Source organism: Afipia clevelandensis ATCC 49720, from assembly GCF_000336555.1.
GTDB classification, from domain to species: Bacteria; Pseudomonadota; Alphaproteobacteria; order Rhizobiales; family Xanthobacteraceae; genus Afipia; species Afipia clevelandensis.
In genome coordinates this window covers 4146155-4167860 of sequence record NZ_KB375281.1, presented here as the reverse complement: position 1 = coordinate 4167860, position 21706 = coordinate 4146155, and the positions used below count along the sequence as shown (strand labels likewise).

The window sequence follows — 21706 nt, the reverse complement described above, 5'->3', positions numbered from 1 at the left end:
GGTTACAGTTGACGGCGCTATCAATGGAAAATAGTTGGCCCGCTGCCGCGCCGTTGTCGATTGATGGGCTTGGAGCTCATCAACATTGCGGTGAGATGGCCCCGCTAATCTCTTCTGGTGCGGCAAAGATCACGTCAGCCCTGTCTCCCATCATTCCGGCCGCCACGATCGCCGGAGCGCCCTTCTGTGGCCCATCGTCACTCACGTCGGTCTTGAATCTCAGATTTCGCTCCCAGAAATCGCGCGTTTTTCCATCCGCGGTGATCACCCGGTAGGTGTCTCGGCAGTGCGTGATCGCCGTCACCCGTTGGTCAGACTCGAGTTTTTTGAGATTTTGGACAGGGCCACCACCCATCATGCCCATCATCCCGCCCATTTGACTGCCGCGTTGCGCAGTCGATGGCGGAGCATGACCTGGCTGGGTCGCTTCCTTGAGAAACGCCAGAAGATCGCCGCGCCGTCCTGCGTCCTTCATGCCAGGAAACGTCATCGTGTTGCCTGGAATGAGGTGCTGCGGATCCCGAAGCCACTCGTTGAGCGTGGTGCCGTCCCAGATGATTCTCGATGACTTGAGGGCTTGTGAGTAGCGGCTGAAGCTCGGCAAAGAGCCAGCTTTTCGATTCCACAGCCCAGCGAGACTTGGTCCCGTCATGTTTCGGTTCGGCGCGAGCGAATGGCACGGCGCGCAAGCCTGGAAACTCCGTTGGCCACGGGATGCGTCGCCTAGCTGTGCCTGTGCAGAGGGCAGGAACGCGCCTGTCACCAATGCGATCATGATCAATCTGTTCATCGCCGACCTCCCTTGTCTCCATAAAACAGATATTTGACGAGTGCTGCTGCCGATAGGATCAAAACAACGATGATCAGCAGCCACAAAAGCCCCATGCCCCATATCATTCCAGGCGCCATACCATTCATCATGGTTCACCTCACTCGGCGGGTTCCGAAACAAGTCGCGAGTCTTCCTTGGCCGGCTTGATGGCCCGCGATGGCGAATGATCGTTTTCGTGATCATTGGGCGGCAAACGGAAGCCTTTGATCAATCCATAGATCGCGGGAATCACGATCAGCGTCAGCAGTGTCGACGAGATCATGCCGCCGATCATCGGCACCGCGATGCGCTGCATGATCTCGGACCCGGTACCAGTGCTCCACATGATCGGCAGCAGTCCCGCCATGATGGCCACGACCGTCATCATCTTCGGCCGCACCCGCTCCACCGCGCCTTCCATGATGGCGTCGTAGAGGTCGTGACGGGTCAGTGTTCGCTTTTCGGCGTCACGCTGCGCCTTGATCTCGGCAAGGGCTTGGTTGAGGTAGATCAGCATAACGACGCCAGTCTCAGCCGCAACACCCGCCAACGCGATGAAACCGACCGCGACTGCAACGGACAGGTTGAAGCCTAGCGCCCACATCAGCCAGATGCCGCCGACCAAGGCGAACGGCAGCGACAGCATCACGATCACGGTCTCGGCGATGGAACGGAAGTTGAGGTACAGCAGCAGAAAGATGATCAGCAGCGTCACCGGGACGACGATCTTCAGGCGCGCCGTTGCGCGTTCGAGATATTCGTACTGACCGCTCCACATCACGTAGTAGCCTGGCGGAAACTGGACGCTGGCCTGCACCGCCTGCCGCGCGTCGGCAACATAACTGCCGAGATCGCGGTCACGGATGTCGACGTAGATGTAAGTCGCCAACTGTCCATTCTCGGTGCGGATCGATGTCGGCCCTCGCGCCGGTTCGATCGTGGCGACCTCCCCAAGCGGCACTGCACCTCCCGCCGGCATCGGAACCAGGACGTCGTTGGCGATGGCCTGCGGATTCTCGCGCAGGTCCCGGGGGTAACGCATGTTGACGCTGAAGCGTTGTCGGCCCTCCACTGTCGTGGTCACCGTCTGGCCGCCGAGTGCGGTCGCAATCACATCCTGAACGTCCTGGACCATGATGCCGTAGCGCGCCAAGGCCGCCCGGTCCGGTGTCACGTCGAGATAGTAGCCGCCGATACCCCGCTCGGCATACGCCGACGATGTTCCCGGCACAGCCTTTAGAACCTGCTCGATCTGCTTGGCCAGTTTGTCGATCTCGACCAGATCTGTGCCGATCACTTTGACCCCAACCGGCGTGCGAATTCCGGTCGATAGCATGTCGATGCGCGCCTTGATCGGCATGGTCCAGGCATTCGAGACGCCGGGGAATTGCAACGCCTTGTCCATCTCTGCGATCAGACTGTCGACCGTGATGCCGGGCCGCCACTCTTCCTTCGGCTTCAGGTTGACGATGGTCTCGAACATTTCGGACGGTGCCGGATCGGTCGCCGTCAAAGCCCTGCCGGCCTTGCCGTAGACTGACGCCACTTCCGGGAACGACCGGATGATCCTATCCTGCATCTGCAGCAGTTCACCCGCTTTGGTCACCGAAATTCCCGGTAGCGTGGTGGGCATGTAGAGCAGCGTGCCTTCGTTGAGGTTGGGCATGAACTCGGTGCCGAGCTGACGCGCCGGCCACACTGTCACCACAACAATTGCCAGCGCGATAAGGATCACCAGTGCCTTGGCACGCATCACGGCCTTGATCACCGGCCGATAAATCCAGATCAGGAAGCGATTGATCGGGTTCTTGTGCTCGGGCACGATTCTGCCGCGCACGAAGATGATCATCAGCGCCGGCACCAGCGTTACCGACAGCAACGCTGCCGCCGCCATTGAAAAGGTCTTCGTGAACGCCAAGGGGCTGAACAGCCGGCCTTCCTGCGATTCCAGCGTGAAGATCGGCATGAACGACACGGTGATGATCAGCAGGCTAAAGAACAGCGCCGGCCCGACCTCGGACGCTGCCTTTATCAGTATGTCGACCCTTGACCGTTCGGGTTCAGCCCGCTCCAGATGCTTGTGTGCATTCTCGATCATAACGATCGCTGCATCGACCATGGCGCCGATCGCAATCGCGATGCCGCCCAGACTCATGATATTGGACCCCAGCCCGAGCAGCTTCATCGCACCGAACGCCATCAGCACGCCGACCGGCAGCATCAGGATGGCGACGAGCGCGCTGCGGACATGCAGCAAGAAGACGATGCAGACCAAGGCGACGACCACACTTTCCTCGAGCAACGTGTGCTTGAGCGTAGCGATGGCCGCGTTGATCAGGTTGGAGCGGTCATAAACCGGGACGATCTCGACGGATTTCGGCAGGCTGCTGGCGATCTCCTTGAAGCGCTTCTTCACATTCTCGATCACATCAAGCGCATTAACGCCGAACCGCTGCAGCACGATGCCGCTGGCAACCTCTCCCTCGCCGTTGAGCTCTGTGATGCCTCGGCGCTCGTCCGGACCAAGCTCGACGCGGGCAACATCGCGCAGCAGAACCGGCGTGCCGTTGCTGGTCTTCAGCACGATGTTGCCGAGGTCGTTGATGCCTTTAAGATAACCTTTGCCGCGGATGACGTATTCGAACTCGGAGAGCTCGACGGTGCGGCCGCCGACATCGGCGTTGCTGGCGCGAATCGCATCGCGCATCTTCTGCATGGAGATGCCGAGATCGCGCATGCGCTGCGGATCAAGGATGACGTTGTACTGCTTGACGAAGCCGCCGACGCTCGCCACTTCGGCGACGCCTTCGGCCTTGGCCAGCGCGAATTTCAGATTCCAGTCCTGGATGGTCCGCGTGTCGGCGAGGTTCAGCGCTTTCGATACCACTGCGTACTGGTAGACCCAGCCCACGCCTGTAGCGTCGGGACCGATCGTCGGGCTTACGCCGGCGGGCAACCGCGAGGCCGCGCCGTTGAGGAATTCGAGCACCCGCGAGCGAGCCCAGTAGATGTCAGTGCCATCCTCGAAGATGACGTAGACGAACGAAACCCCGAAGAACGAGAAGCCGCGCACGACTTTGGATCGGGGCACGGTCAGCATCGCGGTCGTCAGCGGATACGTGACCTGGTCTTCGATCACTTGCGGCGCCTGGCCGGGATATTCGGTGTAGACGATCACCTGGGTATCGGAGAGATCCGGAATCGCATCGAGCGGCAGATGAACGAGGGCGTAGATTCCCGCTGCCGCGGCAAAACCCGCGCCAAAGAAGACGAGCAGCAGGTTACGAGCCGACCATGCGATGAGGCGCGCGATCATTGCTGGCCTCCCGCTTCAGAAAATCCCTTGAGCGCAGCCTTCAGGTTGCTCTCGGCGTCGATCAGGAAGTTCGCAGAGACGACAACCGGCTCGCCTTCCGCGACACCGTCCCGGACTTCCACGTAGCCGTCGCCACGATGACCGAGCTTGACCTCACGTGGCTCGAACCGCCCTTGTCCTTTGTCAACAAGTACTGATTGTCGTTTCCCCGTATCAAGAACGGCGCTGGCAGGGACAACGAGGACCGGCTCCGGATTGCCGGTGTTGATTTCCGCGTCCACGTACATGTCAGGAAGCAGCGCGAGATCAGCATTCCCAAGTTCGATCCGGACGCGGGCGGTGCGGGTTTCCCGGTTCACCTGCGGGTAGATCACGGATATCTTCCCGGCGAACTCGCGACCGGGAAAGCTGCGAGCCTTCACGGTGACGGATTGCCCGACGGCAATGGCGCCGAGGTCACGCTCTGCGACATCGACCATCGCCCACACCACGGACGTATCCGCAACCCGGAACAACACATCCCCGGGCTGCGCGCGCATACCTTCGATGGCGTTACGTTCGAGCACAATGCCGTCGCGCGGCGCCGACCAGTCGATGGTGATCGGAACAGTGCCGCTCTTCTCCATGGCCGCAATTGCTGTGTCAGGGACGTCGAGGTTCATCAGCCGCTGACGCGAGCCGCGACCATACACGGCGACGCCGCTCGTCCCTTTCGACGTGATGGTGGCTATGTATTCGGCGGCCGCCGATGCCACGGATGGGCTGTAAATCTCCATCAGCGGCTGGCCCCTTTTGACCTGGGTGCCCGTGGTCACATCCGCGACCTTCTGCACCCAGCTCTCGGCTCGCATCGAGATGACCGAGATGCGGCGCTCGTCAAGTTGGATCGTCCCGGGCGCCCGCACCAACGTCCGGATCACTCGCCGTGACGCGGGTTCGGATTTGACGCCGGTGCGCTGGATCTTGCCGGGGGAAAGCTTGACGGACCCGTCGTCGGAATCGTCACCTTCAAAGACAGCGATGTAGTCCATCCCCATCGAGTCCTTCTTCGGTGTCGGCGACGTGTCCGGCAGTCCCATGGGATTGCGGTAGTACTTGATTTTTCGCTCCGTAGTGCCGCTGGCGGATGCCGCCGCTGGTGGCATTGCGTCCGGAGCTGCCTCGCCAAAACTGACGTCGGCGCCCGCCGGAACAGCACGATAGTCGCGGCCATCCCCGGTCTTCCTCGGCGTCAGCGAATATGCAGGCTTGCCGTCCGGATCCTGAAAATAGATCGGGGCGGAATTTCCTTCCGCCCTTGCGGGAGTAACCATGGCGAAGGCGCGCGCCGGCGGCCGCTGCGTGCCGGCGACGTATCCAATGCCTGCCGCCGCGATCAACGCGGCGGCAGCGCTTGTGAGAACGGCGCGGGTCATTTCTGCGCCGTGATGACGAGCTTGTTCTCGACGGTGCCGGTCTCGCCCTGAACCTTGGCGCCGAGCGAAAGCTGCCAGCGGCCCGCCATCCCGAACGTCGCCTTGAACTTGTAACTGCCCGGCTCCGCGCCCGGCATCGGCGCGATCTTGGTTGCCATCTCCTGCATGCCGTCCGGAGCCATGTCGAGACGGGTCGCGAAGATGACGGCGTCAGGCACCGGCTTGCCGGTCTTCGTGTTCATCAGTCGGACGGTGATGACCTTGTCGGGCCCGGCCTGGATGGTCTGATCGACCAGCTCGAATTTGTAGTCCTTGATGTCCGCCAGAGCGGCCGTGCTTGTACCACCGATTGCGGCAGCGATCAGCGCAGCCTGGAAGGCCTGCGCGAAGTTAAACGTCTTCATGTTCGTAGTCCTCGATTGTCCTGGGTCTGCCGCAAGGCGGCATGCGTCATCCGCGCGAACTTGCGTCCGCGCGGCAGCAATCGGCGCTTAAGCGCCGGTCAGACCAGGTTTCGAGGGGGGTGATCCGGCGGAGAACCGTCGAGGCCATCGGCGATCCGATCGTCGAAAGCCGTGAGCGGACGGTGTATTGGCAGAGGCGCCAGGATTCCGGTTGCCACAGGAGGCTGCGCCTGTGCAACGCCCAACGCGCACATCGCACGAAGCGGACAATCCTGGCAGTCGTTGCTCTTTTGTGTCTCCGGACAGCAAGGCATGTCGGCGGACATTGCTGACATATCGCTCATCGCCGACATGTCGCCCATCTTTGCTGCCGGCATCAGTTTAGCCGCCGCTGGCGTGGCCAGCGGCGAAGCAACGAGCCCGATGATCGCAAAGACCGCAAACAAACGGCTGATGAATCGGCATAAATTCATAACCCAACATCCCATAGGATCATGGATTTGGGAAGGCAGATCACATCACAAATCCGCCATAGGCGGAAAACGATCAGATAACAGTTACTTGCGACATGGTTAAAAGATCAGTCTCAACCAGCGATATCGCCGCCGATGAACCGCATGTATGTTCGCCGGCTGGAGGCGTCAAAGAGAACGACGTTATAGGGATCGACCCGGCTGCCCTCCATCCCCGGCGATCCCAAAGGCATGCCGGGAACCGCCAACCCGACCGCGTTCGGACGTTCCTTCAATAGTCGTCGCAGCGCGGCTGCGGGGACATGACCTTCAATGACGTATCCATCCGCCTCGGCCGTATGACACGCCGCGAGGTCGGCAGGTACGCGAAGGCGTTTCCGGACCGCATGAAGATCCGCCGTTTCCTCGATCGTCACGGTGAAACCAGCTTCCTTGAGATGGCGCACCCAACCCGAGCAACAACCGCAATCTGGATCCTTATGAACCAAGACAACGGATTCCGCAGCGGAGGTAGCGCCGTCCGGGAAAACCAGTAGCGCGGCTGTTAGCCCCAAAACGCTCCTGCGAGTCAAAACGCCTGGATATTTTCCTGAGCTATCCATGTCGCGGGGTCCGTACTTCGTTGGTCTTCGAGACTACTCCAAACATCTCTCCCTCCGAACAAACTTCTAAGTGATCGATGTCGAAACCGATTCCGCACTGGATTTGGACGCCGCGGGTTGCCTGTCCAGATCCTTGGACCACGATCGGTAGTAGGCGACGGCCGTCATGAGCGCGATTCCAGACACACTCACGATGATCTGCGCGAGAAGCGAGTCGGAGATCAGTTCGAGAAGGAAATGACCGACGAAGGAGAGAAACACTCCGACGCAGAATACTTCCAATGAGCGCTGACCGCAGATGATCAGTGGGCGAAGCCAGCGCGAGGTCAACCCGGGCCAACCGAAGGGGAGAAACCGAACGACTAGAACGGCCAGGGCAACGAAGTGCAGAACCCGATATGGCGCGAGGTTTGTCTTGTCGTTAGGATTGAATGCGCCCAACAGCCCTTCAGGGATTAGCTTTCCAAGCGGCCCTACATGACCTGCAACCGTCATAAGCAGCGCAAACCCCAGATAAACGAAACAGATCGATATGATCGCGGGCGACCGAATGAATCTCTGCAGCCGCGACGCTCCACCGAGCGCGCTCCAGGCCCCAAGCACGAAGAGGAGTTGCCATGTGAACGGGTTGAAATACCAAACACCCGATGGGTAGGCGGGAAGATTCCATCCGAATTGGCGTGCAGCGAAATAGATGACGAGCAAGCTCGCGATTGCAAGGTCTGGCCGTTGAAGCATCAGCCACAATACCAGCGGAAATGCAGCCATCAGAACGATATAGAGCGGGAGAACGTCGAGATTCAGAGGCTTGAATTTGAGCAGCAGGCCTTGCATTAAGGTCTGCATTGGACGATCGATCAACCCTGCAACGTTGAATTCATCCACAAGGTGAGAATGATTGTAGGCTTCCACGACCCAGCCGATTGCCGCGATATAGAAAACGAACAGCAGCACGTGCGCGATATATAATTGCCAAACGCGTTTTAATAGTCGAGCGGTTCCTGCAACGAAGCCTTGGACGAGCATGCTCTTGGCGTAGACAAACGCGGCCGTATAGCCGGAAATGAAGACGAAGATATCCGCTGCATCGCTGAAGCCATAATTTCTGGTCGTGAGCCACGCGACCGCGTTATTCGGGATGTGATCGAGAAAGATTGCCCAGTTCGCAAGGCCGCGGAAAAGATCGAGGCGGAGATCACGGCCATTGGCAGGAAGGAAAGCACGAATTGTCATGAAAACTCTTGGCGACGGTTTCAGAAAGGCGGGGACGTTTACGTTGGTGACGATTCGACCGGGGAAAGGCACTTCGCCTCGAACGATAGCCCGATCAGGCGCTAGACATCGATCTTGCGCCTGACCGATTGTCAGCTCATCTAGCCTGCCATGGCGCGGCAGCTTTCCGCGCACTGCTTGCAGGCCTTGACGCAATCGTCCATGCTGCCGATGCGTTCGCAGTCCTTCGCACACTCGGTGCAAATTTCCGCGCACTCGCCGCAGACGTGCTTGTGGTGAGGCGTATTCAGCAACATGAAATGCGCGGCCGTGCGGCAGATTTCGGCGCAGGCCATCATAAGCCTGAAGTGCTGGGGTTCGACGTGTTTGCCCCCAGTCTCCAGGCAATGGGTCATGGCTGTTCCTAGACATACTTGGTAGCAGCGCAGACATTCATCGATGCAGCTTTGCATTTCTTTGCTCATTTGATTCATTGAGCTCTCCTGGGTTTGATGGCTGCCCCTTATTGCACGTTGAGAACTAGTGTCAGGCCGCCCGCTCCTTTCTGCTCGACATTGTTGTTGGTGGTGTGATGCGGGATATGACAGTGCACCAGCCATTTCCCGGGTTTGCGCGCTGTCCAAACCACGTCGTATCGCTGTCCTGGTCCGACGTTCACCGTATCGGCAAAAAACCGCTGGTTTTCTGCCAACGTCTCTCCGTCGCGGGCCACTACCTGGAAAGGCCCGCCATGAACATGCATAGGGTGAACGAAGTTGTTGTTGGTGCCGATGAAGCGAATCTTGATGGTTTGCCCAACCTTCATGAAGACGGTGTCTGTCTCCGGATACGACTTCCCATTGATGGTGAAATAGTTCGGAAGGCCACCCTCCATCAGCATCGCGGGATAGGTGAGCCATTCGCGCTTGAGCCATTCCTGGAGCTGGATAGTGTATTCGAGATCGGCTTTTACATCGGCGGCACTGTCCTTCGGCGCAATCAGCAACGCGCCGTAAAGGCCTAGGCCTTGTTGACGATCGGGGTGGTCGTGGCTGTGATAAAAGTAGGTTCCGCTTTGGCTCACGGTGAACTCGTAGGTGTATTGCCCGCCCGGCGCCACGGGCGGCTGGGCTATCTTGGCCGGGCCGTCCATCTCGTTTGGTACGATCAGACCGTGCCAGTGCACAGTCGTGGATTCCGGAAGGTTGTTGCGGAATTTGATCCGGACGTGATCGCCTTCGGTCAATTGAATCCGCGGGCCCGGCACCTGGCGATTGTAGGCATAGGCCTCTACGGAGACATCCGGAAGAATATTCCAGCGTATGATCGAAGCTTCGATATCGAAGACCTTCACCCCGTTTTCGATGCGCGGCTCAAGAACGTTGTCCCCTCGGGCTTCGGCAGGCGCCTTATAGACCACTTGCCGGGGATTGACCGCCGCCATGTCTTTCATGGCTTCGCCGGGCGTGTCGAACGTCATGATCATGCCCGGCGGCATAATGGCGCCGCCGACGTCGCGTACGCTCAGACCTAGATTGACCTTGAAACCTGGGAGCACCATTCCGGAAATCAGGAGGAATGTCGTCACGCCGGCGAGCGCAGCTAACTGTGGCGTTGTCGCGTCGCTCGTCATTTGATGACCGCCGTAAGATTTGCGGCCGTTCGCGGCCGTTTGTTTCTGCGGATGGTCTTCGTGTCCCTTCATGTGGCTTATATCCGCAGCCGACATTTTAGCCATCTCGGACTTCATTCCGGACATTGAGCTCTTCTCGCCAGCTTCCCTATCCGAGCGCTCGGTCATCAACCCGTGCTTGATCTTCTTCTTCACCATCCAGACGTTGAACGGATAGGCTGTCGTGAAGCCGACCATTACGCCGAGCGACATCACGCCCCAGAAAATCAGCTCGAGCGGATCCATCGCGCGCATGTCGCGGCCCATCATTAGCAGACTCATGGTCGGGGCCATGCCTGCCATCATGGCGTTCATGCTGATGAACTCCGGCATGAAACTCTTCCGAACATTTTCCCAATACGTACCGCCCATCATCTTCTTCATAAACAATGCTTGAAAGATGAAGAGACCAAACGAGAAGCCCGCGACATACTCGACGATCAGGTCGATCCACATCGGTAGACCGAGCAGTGCGGTCACGGTCGCTGCGAGAATAATGCCGGTGGCGTCACCAGCGACGCAATGAATGGTGCTTCCGATGCCCTGCTTCCAAAGCGGAGACGTGAACTGCTCATGTTCTCCGGGCCGCGGCTCCTTATCAGCGAGTACGTACAGGAGAAGTCCGAACGGACCCATGTACAGGGTCACAAGGATGAAACCCCACTTCATCACGGTCGGTTCGGGATTCCCATTGAACTGGTCGAAAGCGACGTAGGCCGTGGAAGCGGCCGCAATGACGAACCATGCGATCAGAAAATAGTCGTAAGGGAGAGCAATCATCACGATGTCCTCAAGCTGAAGTCGATGCTCGTTCATCCGCCGATTCTTGAGATTCGGTCGCAAGCCGCTGCCTAACCGATTCGTCCCTTTCACTTACGACCGGCAGCATCATGAGAAGGCTTCCGCCTGTGTGCGGCAGGTCGGGATGCGAGGGGATTTCCGCGTGACGGACCTTTGTGAACCCAGCGGCGAGATAGAACGAGATCGCTTCGGCGTTATCGGCCCAAACATGCAAGGTCACGGACGGGAACGAACGCTGCTTGGCCTCATCGACGACCGCGGCCAGCAGCGCGGCCCCCACGCCTAGTCTGTGGTGGCTGCGCACAACCGCGATGTTGTTCAGCAGGAAGCTGGTGGGATCGTTGAGCTCCGTGCGCGGCCGGAGCAACTCTTCACGCGCGGTCAATGCTGCGTCTGCGGTCTCACTTTCGATGAGCTGGGCAGGAAATGCGTTCGCCAGACCAACAATTACCCCACGCGAAACAGCGACCAGACAATTTCGATACGAATACACTCCGGTCGGCGCAGCAACCATCTCGCGGTAGGTTCGAACTGCTCTCACCGAAGGATCGATGCCTCGCAAGATAAACGAAAGCGTATCTCCACCCGCCATGTTGGCCAACTTCGCGATCTGGCGAATGTCACCAATGTTCGCGCGCCTGATCGGAAACCGTCTTTTCGCGAAGGCTTTTTCCGTAGCTATTCTCGTGCCGCCGCTCCCACCCACACCTGTCATCGGTAACTCCACCTTATTGAGAGCAGTCGATCCAGTGATCGTATCCGATGGTCGGACTGCCGCCGCGATGTCGGATCAGCTCAAGGGTCGCTTCCTTGCGGAGCTTTCACCCAATTCGGCGCGACGCCTAGGAACCGCCGCGCCGAAGAGCCGTCACTTTCCTTTTTGCATCTTTGTGATCGTGATTCCGGCGGTCGCCCGTTCGGCTTCGAACTGCACTTTGTCACCGACCTTGACGGATTTGAGCATCGCCGGTTCCTTCACGCGAAAAACCATCGTCATGCTCTCCTCTTCCATATCAAGACTTTTGATGGGACCATGCTTCAATGTTATTTTTCCAGCCGCCTCATCGATCTTCTTGACCTCGCCGCTCGCCATCGCCGCTTGGGCGAGTGCGACAGCGGACGACAGAGCAAGGGAAAGCGCGAGAGTTGCGGCTGCGATTTTGTTGGTCTTCATATTCAATTCCTTTCGTCAGTTGATTCCGGCTCGGGTTACTTGACTAATATCGTGCCGACCATTCCGGCTTCCCGATGACCGGGGATCAGGCATCCGTATTCGAACTCGCCGGCCTTGGTGAATTTCCAGACGATCTCGTTGGTCTTCTTGGGAGCAAGTCGCTTCCCGTTCGGGTCATCGTGCTCCATGTCGGGATTCTTCTTCATGGCCTCGCCATGCTTCAGATTGTCGGCCGTCGTCGCGAGGATGAATTCATGGTCGAGTTCGCCGTTGTTGCGCAGCATGAACTTAACCTGTTCCCCCTTTTTGACCTCAACCTTGCTCGGCATGAACATCATCTTGCCGTCCATCTCACCCATAGTGACCTGAATAATCCGCGCGGCCTTTTTAGGATCACCCGGCTCACCTGCCGAGAATGTTTCGTCGTGGCTATGGCCCGAAGAACCCGCCCCGGCCCAAGCGGACGGGGAGATGAGCACCGCGCCGATAATAGCGATGCAGGTTTTGTGCAGATATTTCATCTCCAAACTCCTTCTACTGTCTTGCTGATTTTCTTCGCATCTATTTGAATTTCAAGTCTCATCTACATTCCTTTCATTCCCTTCATGCCTTTCATGTCGCTTGGTTTGCTTGATTCCTTTGGGCTCGTTGAGCGAGGCGCCTGAGTATTTGGAGCGTCGACTTGGTGCGCGACGGTGCCGTCAGGATGCTTGTAGGGACCGGGATCCTTGTAATCGTCTCGCGCGAGGCCATCGCGGATCTTCATCACCGTAAACATGCCGCCCATTTCGATCGGGCCAAACTGCCCGGTGCCGGTCATCATTGGTAATGTGTTGTCGGGTGCCGGCATTTCCATGTCGCCCATCGCCATTCCTGTCGATCCCATCACCATGGCGTCTGGCGCGAGTTTTCCGACCGCCTTCGCGAGGTCCTTCCTTGAGACGCCGATCAGGTTCTTCACGTCGTGGCCCATCGCATTCATGGTGTGATGCGACTTGTGACAGTGAAACGCCCAATCGCCCGGGTTGTCGGCAAGAAAATCGAACGCGCGAATCGCTCCGACAGGGACGTCGGTCGTCGTTTCCGGCCACTGCGCACTTTCAGGGACCCATCCCCCGTCGGTGCAACTCACTGAAAATTTGTGGCCATGAAGATGAATCGGGTGATTTGTCATGGTGAGGTTGCCGATGCGGACGCGCACGCGATCACCCAAACGAACGGCCAATGGGTCGATTCCGGGAAACACGCGGCTGTTCCATGTCCACATGTTAAAATCGGTCATCTCAGTGACCTTCGGCAGATACGTACCCGGGTCGATGAGATAAGTGCTCATGATGAAAACGAAATCGCGGTCGACGGGACGGAAGGTTGCGTCGCGTGGATGCACCACGATCATGCCCATCATGCCCATCGCCATCTGCACCATTTCGTCGGAGTGCGGGTGGTACATGAACGTACCGCTGTGTTTCATCTCGAATTCATAAACAAAGGTTTTTCCAGGTGGGATATGCGGCTGGCTGAGACCACCGACGCCATCCATGCCGCTAGGCAAGAGCACCCCATGCCAATGCACTGTCGTATGTTCAGGCAGTTTGTTGGTGACGAAGATGCGGAGCTTGTCGCCTTCCACCGCTTCAATCGTTGGGCCAGGGGACTGACCGTTGTAGCCCCAGAGATAGGCCTTCATGCCTTCTGCAAATTCGCGCTCGATGGGCTCTGCAACGAGATGGAACTCCTTCCAGTCGCCGTTCATCCGCCAGGGCAGCGTCCAGCCGTTCAGCGTAACGACCGGATTGTAGTCGGGTCCGCTCGACGGGCGCAGCGGCGGCTGCATCGTCGCCTTCTCCATGATCGGTGCTTCCGGGATGCTGGCTGCCTGGACGCGGCCGCTGATCGCTGTCGCGCTTGCAAGCGCCGTGGCGGTGCCGAGAAAGTTTCGTCGGGACAACATTGGTTTCTCCATTTCAGTGCCCTCCCCCGCCGGACGCCTGCGCGGTCGGCGACGATCTGGTTTCGGGTTGGCTATCGGCGCGACCGCCGCCATTTACTGCGGTCTTCAGTTCAGACTGCGCGAGCCAGAAGTCGCGCTTGGCTTCAATTGCAGCACGCAATGCCGCGATCCGCTGCCGCGCTTCCACCAACAATGCGAACACGTCGATTTGCATGCTGCTGAACCGCAGCTGCATTTCTTGGGTGATGATCTGGCGAAGTGGCAAGACCTCACGCTGATAGTGACCTGCGATGTCGTAGGTAGAACGGTAGACCCGAAACGCATCGCGCGCTTCAGAACGGACGTTGATCGCCTTTTCGGTTAACCGATTAAACGCCAGATTGTAGGTCTCGATCGCCTGCCGGACGCGGACCTCGCCGCCATCGAAAATCGGAATCTGGAACTGGATGTCGAAGCCACGCTCTCGAAGCGGCGGGCTCCCGGAATCTCGAGTTTTTTTGTCGATCCCCGCAACGTCGACAAGCGTGACGAAGCGGGTGGCTTCGGTGAGATTGAGGGACTTCGCGAGAGCAACCAGTTCAATGCGAGCGATCTGAAGATCGACACGATGTTCAACCGCATCAACCTCGATGCCCGGCAACGATAGCGGCCGGCGTGGCAGCATCGGTAATCTCTGCGGTAGCCGGAACCCTAAATCGCCGTCCCACAATCCAAGGAGGCGGATCAAGCGCTCGCGCGAACTGGTGGCGTCCTGACGAAGGGTGGCGAGATCGGCCGTTACTTCTGCATAAAAGACCTGTTCACGGGCCTGATCGAGCTTGTTCAGCGAGCCGGTTTGCCCGAGCTTCAAAGCGAGCTGAGCCGTGGATTCCGCAGTCGATTTGGCATCCGTCAGAAGTGTAACCAATTCGTTGGCGGCGACGGCGCGGTAATATGTGCGCCTGACGTCGGCTGCGAGGCGTAGGGTGCCTTCTGCAGCTCTCAGCTGTGCCTGCTTGAAGTGTTGCCGCGCAATCTCCGACCGAAACGGCAACGTGGCCAGCGCCAGAATATCGGCGGCGACCTGACGCTCGATCTCGACCGCGCCGCCACCTGCGATGCGACTAATCGAGAACGTCGGATTGGGTGGCAGGCTTTCTTGGACGAGGTCGGCCTCGGCCAACGCCAGTTCATTGTACGCCGCCTGCAAGCCCCGATTGTTGAGGAGCGCGATCTGAACGGCAGTATCCACCGTCAGGCCTCGACGAAGAAGACTTTGGACGGCGCCGTTCGCCCATTCTGCGTCATCTGTGCTGCGAATGGACATTACGTCCTTCTTGATTGTCTCGCCGGCCACATTGGCAACGACGGTCATCCCGCCATCTGGGGAGAATGATGCGCATCCGGAAAGCAGCAAGGCGGACAGGAGGATCGCGACGTGCGTTGGTTTCGGCCGATACGTAACTTCGAAAGTGTGGTTCGCGTTGATATGGATCGCTCGGTTCATAGCGCGCTCCTATTGACCGGATTTCGGCTGAGGGGCGACGCGGTCGTTCTGCTCGCGCCATGAAGACGGAGCTGTCGGACGAAGACTTGTGTAAGGAGCCACCGTCGATCGGTAACCGACACCGGCGACCTTCGCGCCCGGGTCGGCGGGATCAGCGCCGACGAGCGGCGCCGTGATCGGCATGCACCCTCCCAGCGTGACGATCGCAACGGCCAGCCCCGCAAGGATCCGAAATCTGAATCTGAATATTTTTCCCGCCACCGAATGAACGGCGGCGAAGTTCGCCCCAAACTGCGCAAGCATGATTTTTTCCTGAACTGCCGATGAACCACAGGTACGCGTGCCCTTAACGGGCGCGGCACCACGTCATTCCGTCAGTTCAGGAAATGGGGGGGCGGTAATGCCGAGGGGGAGCGTTATCGACGACGTTCCGGTAGCTCTCGGACTCGCAGACAGACGTCGGCGTTGAAGATTTGACAATGTCGATGACTGTGGTCGGCAGCGCGCTCAGGCAGACCATCCCGCAGCATTGTCCACCCGAGGCCTTGTGATGAGCAGTTGCAGGATCCGACGTTTCGTCAGCGACTGATGTCATACTGTCAGGGCTGTTCAATTTGTCGAAATCGGCGTTGCCGTCCGGATGTTCGTGTACGTGACCGTCCTTATGAACGTGCTGCGAAGTGCTATATTCATGCACGTGAACAATGCCCAGACCGTGATTCTCGTCGGTAAGGCAAGGCGCCGCACGCGAGCCGTCGGCGAACGCAAAGGAAACGCCCGGCGCCAGGACACAAAGCATATAGACCAGGGCGATCAACCACCCTGCCCTCAATCGCTTCGGTCTGGTTAGGCGCGTCAACATTTTGGCCTATCTACTTTAAGGTCGAAATCACACTAGTGATGTCTTGAACCTTACGCGGAAATGCTCTCTTCGCCAAGCCTGAACCTACCTGACATACAAAACGGTTCCATTGCGCATCCGTTCACCTGTCCACCCGTCCAATGACTGTCATCAGTTCCGCAATCTTTTTGCGTTGATCGCCCTTATCGCCACTCGTGATCGCGTGTTCCACGCAATGGGCGACATGGTCCTTCAGCACTTCCTCTTCGACTCGACGAAGGGCGGCACGAACCGCGGAAATCTGCGTTATAATGTCGATGCAATAGCGATCTTCGTCCACCATTTTAGACAAGCCACGTACTTGCCCCTCAATCCGGTTGAGACGCTTTTGACAAGATATCTTGATGTCTTTTCGCATATGGCCCATATACCCCTACATGGTATGCGTTGCAAGTGATGATGGAGACTTAGATGACCGCGTCGAAAAATGAAAATTCAGAAGGCGGCTCAAGCGGTTCTGGGTGCTGCTCGTCGAAGACCACTAAAGCTTCACGAGAAGCTGTGAAGACCGGGTGCTGTGGCGGAAGCCATGGTCATTCCAAACATGATCATGGGGGTCATCACCATCACGATCCTGGCAGGAATACGACGACGGTCATCGACCCCGTTTGCACGATGACCGTCGATCCCGCGACCAGTAAGCATCGGTTCGAGCACCACGGCCAGACCTACCATTTTTGTTCGACAACCTGCCGGACGAAGTTCGCGGCCTCGCCGGAGCAGTACCTCCACAAGACGCAACCTCAGCAACCCCACGTTCCGGAAGGTACGATCTATACCTGCCCTATGCATCCAGAGATCCGCCAGGTCGGACCCGGGAGCTGCCCGATCTGTGGCATGGCGCTCGAGCCTGAACTGGTCACTTTGGATGCTGCACCCAATCCCGAACTCGCGGACATGAGCCGACGCTTTTGGGTGGGGCTGGGGCTGGCTTTGCCGGTCATCGTCTTGGAAATGGGCGGCCATCTGATCGGAAGCCATCGCTGGATCGACCAGACGTTGTCAAACTGGATCCAGCTTGCCTTTGCGACGCCAGTGGTCCTTTGGGCAGGTTGGCCGTTCTTCGTGCGCGGCTGGCAATCGCTCGTCACCCGAAATCTGAACATGTTCACCCTGATTGCGATGGGCGTTGGCGTCGCCTACACCTACAGTGTCGTTGCAACCCTCGCACCCGGCATCTTCCCGCCGACCTTCCGCGGTCAAGACGGAGCCGTTGCCGTTTACTTCGAGGCCGCCGCCGTCATTACCGTGCTCGTTCTGCTCGGACAGGTCCTAGAGCTGCGTGCCCGCGAGGCGACGTCCGGGGCCATCAAAGCGCTCCTCGATCTAGCGCCGAAGATTGCGCGCCAGGTGGACGAGAGCGGTGCGGACCACGAGGTTCCGCTCGACAGCCTGAACGTGGGTGACAAACTGCGCGTTCGGCCGGGAGAGAAGGTGCCGGTGGATGGTGTCATTGTAAAAGGACGTTCGTCGTTGGACGAATCCCTTGTTACCGGGGAGTCTATGCCCGTCACCAAAGGGCCCGGGGCCAAGGTGATCGCAGGCACGCTCAATCAATCTGGCAGCTTCGTGATGCAGGCTGAGAAGGTCGGGCGAGACACGCTGCTATCCCAAATCGTGCAGATGGTCGCGCAAGCACAGCGTTCGCGTGCGCCGATCCAGCGCCTTGCCGACCAAGTGGCCAGCTGGTTCGTGCCGGCGGTCATTGTCGTGGCACTTGTCGCCTTCGGCGCCTGGGCGCTTTTTGGGCCCGAACCGCGCCTTGCATTCGGCCTTGTCGCGGCGGTCAGCGTCCTCATCATCGCGTGTCCTTGTGCGCTGGGACTTGCCACGCCGATGTCGATCATGGTCGGCGTTGGCCGCGGCGCCCAGGCGGGCGTATTGATCAAGAACGCCGAAGCGCTGGAGCGCATGGAGAAGGTCGACACGCTGGTAATCGACAAAACAGGAACGCTGACTGAAGGTAAACCGAAGGTCATTTTTATCGCCCCTGCCGCCGGATTTGAGGAGTCTGACATTCTGCAACTGGCGGCCAACGTCGAACGGTCGAGCGAGCATCCTCTCGCGGACGCCATCGTACGTGCTGCCAAGGAGCGGAATCTCAGTTTAAGCAACGTGGAGGATTTCAACTCGCCGACGGGCAAAGGCGTCACCGGCAAAGTGGAAGGCAAAGTCGTGTTTCTTGGAAACGCCGCCTATTTGAATTCAGTCGGTATCGAAACACAGGCATTGGACTCAGAAGCCGAACGGCTGCGCGGAGAGGGAGCAACCGTCATAAATATTGCTGTCGAGGGTAAGCTGGCGGGAATTTTTGCCATTGCCGATCCGGTAAAGGAATCGACGCCGAATGCATTGAAGGCGCTTGCAGCGGAAGGCATCCAGGTCATTATGCTGACTGGCGACAACCGGACCACGGCCAACGCGGTCGCAAAGCAGCTTGGCATTGCCGACGTGGAGGCAGAGGTGCTTCCAGATCAAAAGAGCGCGGTTGTAATCAAGCTGCAGAAGGCCGGACGCATCGTCGCAATGGCCGGCGACGGAGTAAACGATGCCCCTGCCCTCGCTGCGGCAGAAGTTGGAATTGCGATGGGCACGGGCACGGACGTCGCTATGGAAAGTGCAGGCGTGACGCTCTTGAAAGGCGATCTGGGCGGAATTGTCCGCGCTCGCCGCCTCTCTCAAGCGACAATGCGCAATATCCGGCAAAATCTATTCTTCGCTTTCATTTACAACGCAGCAGGAATCCCGGTCGCTGCGGGGATCCTTTATCCGACCTTCGGATTGTTGCTCTCACCGATTATCGCCGCAGCGGCCATGGCTCTGTCATCCGTGAGTGTTGTCGGCAACGCGCTGCGGTTGCGGGCCATGCATCTTTGATCTTACTTGATCAAGGAGGCTTTCGCTCCCGGATCGCTTGGTCTGGGAGCTTGATGGTCATGGGGCGCACTTTTTCTGCGCCCACCGCTTCTACCTGAAGACCTAAGATATTCGAGTCCTTCAGTCGGACAAATACAAATCGCTTTACCTGGCTTGCTGCCGTGGCTTGCCCGGGTCTTCGGAGTGCTGGCGGCTTTATATTCGCTACCGGCCCGCTTCTCGTTTCAACATCCCATGTCACGTGACTACCGTCATAACCATCTGGAATTCTTCGAACTGATCCGGATCATTGCGCAAAAGAAAACCATCGATCCGCATTGGTCGATGGGGACGTTACTCGCTTCACATGCGCGCCTGCCCCGAAAAAATTGCGCCAAGTCCGCCTACTCTGCCGGCTAAGCGGTTTGAGAGGCGCGATGCGCAGTAGATGTTCCGCCATTGCTGGCGCCTGTTTGCATCTGGAAACCTCAGCGAAACCGCTTACCATTCCAACGCATCTGATAGCGACAAAACGACCCGTCTCGGCTGCAATCGACATCGATCGACGGCACACCTGAGTCGATCGACATATCGATTTCGAGTACATCTCCTCGCCAAACTTCGCGAAACGTGCCTCCTCTGGAAAGGAAGACACGATGAGGACAACCCTTCGGCGAACAAAGAGCATCTCGATTGGAACAACCAAACTGATCGAAGTGGATTGCGACGAACTCTTCGCCCCTCGAGCCTTTAATGTATCGCAGATATCCCGTTCGAACATTTATCGAGTCGTCCATGCAGCGACGCTGCGCCGCTTTGAATGCCTTGTGAATCGCTGGCGGCAGCTGTTGCAGGCGTTCATCTGAGAGCGGGGAGAATTTGCCCTGTGCCATTCCTGCCGCGCGCGCATTTGCTCCGGTTACGGTCAGACACACCATGAGTACGATGAATAAATGCAGCATTGCATCCTCCTACAGTCTAGCAGAATCGGCCCCCTAAGTCAGATCAGTTCGAACACCACGCCGAGCCTCTTTTCCGTCATCCAAATAACTCGACAAGCTCGCCGAAACTCGTCTGCGGCAATTACAAGAGTAAATTTCTTCGGAACTCCTGCTGGGCCCCTAATTTCCAGCAAGGCTCCAGTGGAACTGAGACTCCGGACTGTGCAGGAGATCGCCGCATCTCCGAAAGAGATTATGCCGGCTCTAAAAACTTTCCTCCGTTCATGATATCCCAAGACCGACACCGCGTTTGTCTAATCGACTTTCTTCTCCGCCTTCTCGCCTAGTTTGACGATGTCGCCCTTCGTGAACAGAATCCCTTGTAGCTCCGCACGCCAGTCCGGCTTTTTTCGGAGAAGAAATTCGAGGTTCATTCCGAAATGTTTGAACTCCTCCTTCTGCGCGTTTGCCATAATCGCCTTGGCGTTCTTGTCCTTTTCGACAGAGATTCTCTGTTCGTACCAACTGATGGCTTCCGCCTCCTCGATCAGAGATGTGATCATCCGCGCGAAAGTACGAGTTTCCTGTGAAAGCTCTTCCGGCGGCTCGTGATACTGATCGAAACCCATCTGCTTTCCTTCCGTTGAAACAAAACTGCTTGCAGTTCTTCCACATCATTAAAGTTTGGGCGGCGCCAACAGGCGCAAGGCGTTTATGGTCACCAGAACCGTAGCGCCAGTATCCGCGAGAATGGCCGGCCACAGACCCGTCAAACCGACGACCGTCGTCACGAGGAATACGACCTTCAAACCAAGTGCGACAGCAATGTTCTGCTTGATGTTGATCATAGTGCGCTTTGACAGATCGACCATCGCCGCGACGTCTGCGACGCGACCGTGAAGCACAGCGGCGTCGGCGGTCTCGAGCGCGACGTCGGTGCCTCCGCCCATGGCGATGCCAACATCTGCGGCGGCCAGCGCGGGGGCATCGTTGATGCCGTCTCCAATTTTCGCAACTGACCAGCCCGCTTTCTGAAACTGAGCAACGATCCTCTGCTTGTCCTCAGGCAGCAATTCCGCCTGAACCTCGATTCCAAGACGCTCGCCGATTGCATTTGCCGTTCTGCGATTATCTCCAGTCAGCATGACCGTCTTGATGCCCATCTCGGTCAGTGCCTTCAGGCCTGCTCTTGCGTCCGGTCGGACCTCGTCGCGCATCGCGATTGCGCCAGCCACTTCATGCCCGACCAGAACGATGGAAACCGTCTTTCCCTCATGATTGAGCGCAGAAATCTGCGTCCTTTGCTCTGGTGTCATCGGAGCCCGTTCACCAGCGGCCTTCGGAGATCCGACGAACACCTCAACCCCCTCCACCTTAGCACGAACGCCTACTCCGCCCATCGCGTTGGCGTCGGACGTCGGCGGCAACGATAGCTCCCGCTCGGTTGCTTTCGCTAGAATGGCTGTGGCGAGGGGGTGGCTCGAACCCAACTCGAGCGCGGCGGCAAACCGCAATACGTCCGTTTCGGTGCGTCCATAGCCGATGATGTCCGTGACCTGGGGCTTACCGGCGGTCAATGTCCCGGTCTTGTCAAAGCACGCGACGGTGATCTTGCCGATCTGCTCGAGTACGGCGCCGCCCTTCATCAAGAGCCCCCGCCTTGCCCCTGCGGATAAGCTTGCGGCAATGGC

24 protein-coding genes are annotated in these 21706 nt (G+C 58.3%); 3 read left to right on the top strand and 21 right to left on the bottom strand.

Annotation, left to right across the window (positions count from 1 at the left end):
• Positions 1–79: 79 nt before the first annotated feature.
• The 5 genes from HMPREF9696_RS19935 to HMPREF9696_RS19920 are packed head-to-tail and all read right to left on the bottom strand — an operon-like array spanning position 80 to position 5946.
• Entirely contained in the window at positions 80–790 is a 711-nt protein-coding gene (locus HMPREF9696_RS19935; RefSeq protein WP_002714862.1) for a c-type cytochrome, read from the bottom strand.
• Positions 787–921, bottom strand: a complete 135-nt coding sequence (locus HMPREF9696_RS22155; RefSeq protein ID WP_002714861.1) for a hypothetical protein — start codon at positions 919–921, stop codon at positions 787–789. Before HMPREF9696_RS22155 ends, HMPREF9696_RS19935 begins: the two co-directional genes overlap by 4 nt.
• 8 nt (positions 922–929) lie before the next feature.
• Complete coding sequence (locus HMPREF9696_RS19930; RefSeq protein ID WP_002714860.1) at positions 930–4127, bottom strand: efflux RND transporter permease subunit; 3198 nt, start codon at positions 4125–4127, stop codon at positions 930–932.
• The gene (locus tag HMPREF9696_RS19925) at positions 4124–5542 is read right to left on the bottom strand and encodes an efflux RND transporter periplasmic adaptor subunit (protein WP_002714859.1); all 1419 of its coding nucleotides are present in this window, start codon (positions 5540–5542) and stop codon (positions 4124–4126) included. Before HMPREF9696_RS19925 ends, HMPREF9696_RS19930 begins: the two co-directional genes overlap by 4 nt.
• On the bottom strand, positions 5539–5946 hold the full coding sequence (locus HMPREF9696_RS19920) for a FixH family protein (RefSeq protein WP_002714858.1): 408 nt from the start codon (positions 5944–5946) through the stop codon (positions 5539–5541). Before HMPREF9696_RS19920 ends, HMPREF9696_RS19925 begins: the two co-directional genes overlap by 4 nt.
• Positions 5947–6258: 312 nt before the next feature.
• On the opposite strand from HMPREF9696_RS19920, the gene HMPREF9696_RS21730 reads away from it, so the two are divergent.
• Entirely contained in the window at positions 6259–6522 is a 264-nt protein-coding gene (locus HMPREF9696_RS21730; RefSeq protein ID WP_157170045.1) for a hypothetical protein, read from the top strand.
• A 10-nt stretch (positions 6523–6532) separates the two neighbouring features.
• On the opposite strand, the gene HMPREF9696_RS19910 is transcribed toward HMPREF9696_RS21730, so the two are convergent.
• From HMPREF9696_RS19910 to HMPREF9696_RS19855, 12 genes are all read right to left on the bottom strand, one after another.
• Positions 6533–7021 (bottom strand): DUF411 domain-containing protein, encoded by a 489-nt coding sequence (locus HMPREF9696_RS19910; protein WP_002714856.1) that lies wholly within the window; start codon positions 7019–7021, stop codon positions 6533–6535.
• 66 nt (positions 7022–7087) lie between these two features.
• Positions 7088–8254, bottom strand: coding sequence for an OpgC domain-containing protein (locus HMPREF9696_RS19905; protein WP_002714855.1), 1167 nt, complete (start codon positions 8252–8254; stop codon positions 7088–7090).
• Between the two features lie 140 nt (positions 8255–8394).
• Positions 8395–8727, bottom strand: coding sequence for a four-helix bundle copper-binding protein (locus HMPREF9696_RS19900; protein ID WP_002714854.1), 333 nt, complete (start codon positions 8725–8727; stop codon positions 8395–8397).
• Positions 8728–8756: 29 nt separating this feature from the next.
• Positions 8757–10685, bottom strand: a complete 1929-nt coding sequence (locus HMPREF9696_RS19895) for a DUF4396 domain-containing protein (RefSeq protein WP_002714853.1) — start codon at positions 10683–10685, stop codon at positions 8757–8759.
• A 10-nt stretch (positions 10686–10695) separates the two neighbouring features.
• A complete protein-coding gene (locus HMPREF9696_RS19890; protein WP_002714852.1) occupies positions 10696–11421 on the bottom strand; it encodes a GNAT family N-acetyltransferase in 726 nt (241 codons plus the stop codon).
• A 153-nt stretch (positions 11422–11574) separates the two neighbouring features.
• Entirely contained in the window at positions 11575–11880 is a 306-nt protein-coding gene (locus HMPREF9696_RS19885) for a copper-binding protein (RefSeq protein ID WP_002714851.1), read from the bottom strand.
• Positions 11881–11915: 35 nt separating this feature from the next.
• The gene (locus HMPREF9696_RS19880) at positions 11916–12401 is read right to left on the bottom strand and encodes a cupredoxin domain-containing protein (protein ID WP_002714850.1); all 486 of its coding nucleotides are present in this window, start codon (positions 12399–12401) and stop codon (positions 11916–11918) included.
• Positions 12402–12463: 62 nt separating this feature from the next.
• Positions 12464–13831 carry a multicopper oxidase family protein gene (locus HMPREF9696_RS19875; protein ID WP_040301659.1) on the bottom strand — a complete coding sequence of 456 codons (1368 nt, stop codon included), beginning with the start codon at positions 13829–13831 and terminating at the stop codon, positions 12464–12466.
• 13 nt (positions 13832–13844) lie between these two features.
• On the bottom strand, positions 13845–15317 hold the full coding sequence (locus HMPREF9696_RS19870; RefSeq protein ID WP_002714848.1) for a TolC family protein: 1473 nt from the start codon (positions 15315–15317) through the stop codon (positions 13845–13847).
• 9 nt (positions 15318–15326) lie between these two features.
• Positions 15327–15620 (bottom strand): hypothetical protein, encoded by a 294-nt coding sequence (locus HMPREF9696_RS19865; RefSeq protein WP_002714847.1) that lies wholly within the window; start codon positions 15618–15620, stop codon positions 15327–15329.
• A 76-nt stretch (positions 15621–15696) separates the two neighbouring features.
• Complete coding sequence (locus HMPREF9696_RS21420; RefSeq protein ID WP_244432852.1) at positions 15697–16134, bottom strand: hypothetical protein; 438 nt, start codon at positions 16132–16134, stop codon at positions 15697–15699.
• A 166-nt stretch (positions 16135–16300) separates the two neighbouring features.
• Entirely contained in the window at positions 16301–16576 is a 276-nt protein-coding gene (locus HMPREF9696_RS19855; protein WP_024575748.1) for a metal-sensitive transcriptional regulator, read from the bottom strand.
• Positions 16577–16629: 53 nt separating this feature from the next.
• Here HMPREF9696_RS19855 and HMPREF9696_RS19850 point away from each other — a divergent pair, with 53 nt between their 5' ends.
• Together HMPREF9696_RS19850 and HMPREF9696_RS21965 are read left to right on the top strand one after the other, a co-directional pair.
• Complete coding sequence (locus HMPREF9696_RS19850; protein ID WP_029659692.1) at positions 16630–19095, top strand: heavy metal translocating P-type ATPase; 2466 nt, start codon at positions 16630–16632, stop codon at positions 19093–19095.
• Between the two features lie 153 nt (positions 19096–19248).
• Positions 19249–19494, top strand: a complete 246-nt coding sequence (locus tag HMPREF9696_RS21965; RefSeq protein ID WP_152528602.1) for a hypothetical protein — start codon at positions 19249–19251, stop codon at positions 19492–19494.
• Between the two features lie 68 nt (positions 19495–19562).
• On the opposite strand, the gene HMPREF9696_RS21725 is transcribed toward HMPREF9696_RS21965, so the two are convergent.
• From HMPREF9696_RS21725 to HMPREF9696_RS22070, 4 genes are all read right to left on the bottom strand, one after another.
• The gene (locus HMPREF9696_RS21725; protein ID WP_157170044.1) at positions 19563–20036 is read right to left on the bottom strand and encodes a hypothetical protein; all 474 of its coding nucleotides are present in this window, start codon (positions 20034–20036) and stop codon (positions 19563–19565) included.
• 38 nt (positions 20037–20074) lie between these two features.
• Entirely contained in the window at positions 20075–20320 is a 246-nt protein-coding gene (locus HMPREF9696_RS22075) for a PilZ domain-containing protein (RefSeq protein ID WP_081602424.1), read from the bottom strand.
• Between the two features lie 9 nt (positions 20321–20329).
• Positions 20330–20644 carry a ferritin family protein gene (locus tag HMPREF9696_RS19845; RefSeq protein WP_002714842.1) on the bottom strand — a complete coding sequence of 105 codons (315 nt, stop codon included), beginning with the start codon at positions 20642–20644 and terminating at the stop codon, positions 20330–20332.
• A 48-nt stretch (positions 20645–20692) separates the two neighbouring features.
• Positions 20693–21706 (bottom strand): HAD-IC family P-type ATPase (locus tag HMPREF9696_RS22070; protein WP_040301654.1); only part of this gene is annotated, 1014 nt, incomplete at its 5' end.

What these genes read in the sequence shown, in the direction of transcription:
- HMPREF9696_RS19935 (WP_002714862.1), bottom strand. Translation starts at nt 790, where the DNA reads ATGAACAGATTGATCATGATCGCATTGGTGACAGGCGCGTTCCTGCCC.
- HMPREF9696_RS22155 (WP_002714861.1), bottom strand. Translation starts at nt 921, where the DNA reads ATGATGAATGGTATGGCGCCTGGAATGATATGGGGCATGGGGCTTTTG.
- HMPREF9696_RS19930 (WP_002714860.1), bottom strand. Translation starts at nt 4,127, where the DNA reads ATGATCGCGCGCCTCATCGCATGGTCGGCTCGTAACCTGCTGCTCGTC.
- HMPREF9696_RS19925 (WP_002714859.1), bottom strand. Translation starts at nt 5,542, where the DNA reads ATGACCCGCGCCGTTCTCACAAGCGCTGCCGCCGCGTTGATCGCGGCG.
- HMPREF9696_RS19920 (WP_002714858.1), bottom strand. Translation starts at nt 5,946, where the DNA reads ATGAAGACGTTTAACTTCGCGCAGGCCTTCCAGGCTGCGCTGATCGCT.
- HMPREF9696_RS21730 (WP_157170045.1), top strand. Translation starts at nt 6,259, where the DNA reads ATGTCGGCGGACATTGCTGACATATCGCTCATCGCCGACATGTCGCCC.
- HMPREF9696_RS19910 (WP_002714856.1), bottom strand. Translation starts at nt 7,021, where the DNA reads ATGGATAGCTCAGGAAAATATCCAGGCGTTTTGACTCGCAGGAGCGTT.
- HMPREF9696_RS19905 (WP_002714855.1), bottom strand. Translation starts at nt 8,254, where the DNA reads ATGACAATTCGTGCTTTCCTTCCTGCCAATGGCCGTGATCTCCGCCTC.
- HMPREF9696_RS19900 (WP_002714854.1), bottom strand. Translation starts at nt 8,727, where the DNA reads ATGAATCAAATGAGCAAAGAAATGCAAAGCTGCATCGATGAATGTCTG.
- HMPREF9696_RS19895 (WP_002714853.1), bottom strand. Translation starts at nt 10,685, where the DNA reads ATGATTGCTCTCCCTTACGACTATTTTCTGATCGCATGGTTCGTCATT.
- HMPREF9696_RS19890 (WP_002714852.1), bottom strand. Translation starts at nt 11,421, where the DNA reads ATGACAGGTGTGGGTGGGAGCGGCGGCACGAGAATAGCTACGGAAAAA.
- HMPREF9696_RS19885 (WP_002714851.1), bottom strand. Translation starts at nt 11,880, where the DNA reads ATGAAGACCAACAAAATCGCAGCCGCAACTCTCGCGCTTTCCCTTGCT.
- HMPREF9696_RS19880 (WP_002714850.1), bottom strand. Translation starts at nt 12,401, where the DNA reads ATGAAATATCTGCACAAAACCTGCATCGCTATTATCGGCGCGGTGCTC.
- HMPREF9696_RS19875 (WP_040301659.1), bottom strand. Translation starts at nt 13,831, where the DNA reads ATGTTGTCCCGACGAAACTTTCTCGGCACCGCCACGGCGCTTGCAAGC.
- HMPREF9696_RS19870 (WP_002714848.1), bottom strand. Translation starts at nt 15,317, where the DNA reads ATGAACCGAGCGATCCATATCAACGCGAACCACACTTTCGAAGTTACG.
- HMPREF9696_RS19865 (WP_002714847.1), bottom strand. Translation starts at nt 15,620, where the DNA reads ATGCTTGCGCAGTTTGGGGCGAACTTCGCCGCCGTTCATTCGGTGGCG.
- HMPREF9696_RS19855 (WP_024575748.1), bottom strand. Translation starts at nt 16,576, where the DNA reads ATGCGAAAAGACATCAAGATATCTTGTCAAAAGCGTCTCAACCGGATT.
- HMPREF9696_RS19850 (WP_029659692.1), top strand. Translation starts at nt 16,630, where the DNA reads ATGACCGCGTCGAAAAATGAAAATTCAGAAGGCGGCTCAAGCGGTTCT.
- HMPREF9696_RS21725 (WP_157170044.1), bottom strand. Translation starts at nt 20,036, where the DNA reads ATGCTGCATTTATTCATCGTACTCATGGTGTGTCTGACCGTAACCGGA.
- HMPREF9696_RS19845 (WP_002714842.1), bottom strand. Translation starts at nt 20,644, where the DNA reads ATGGGTTTCGATCAGTATCACGAGCCGCCGGAAGAGCTTTCACAGGAA.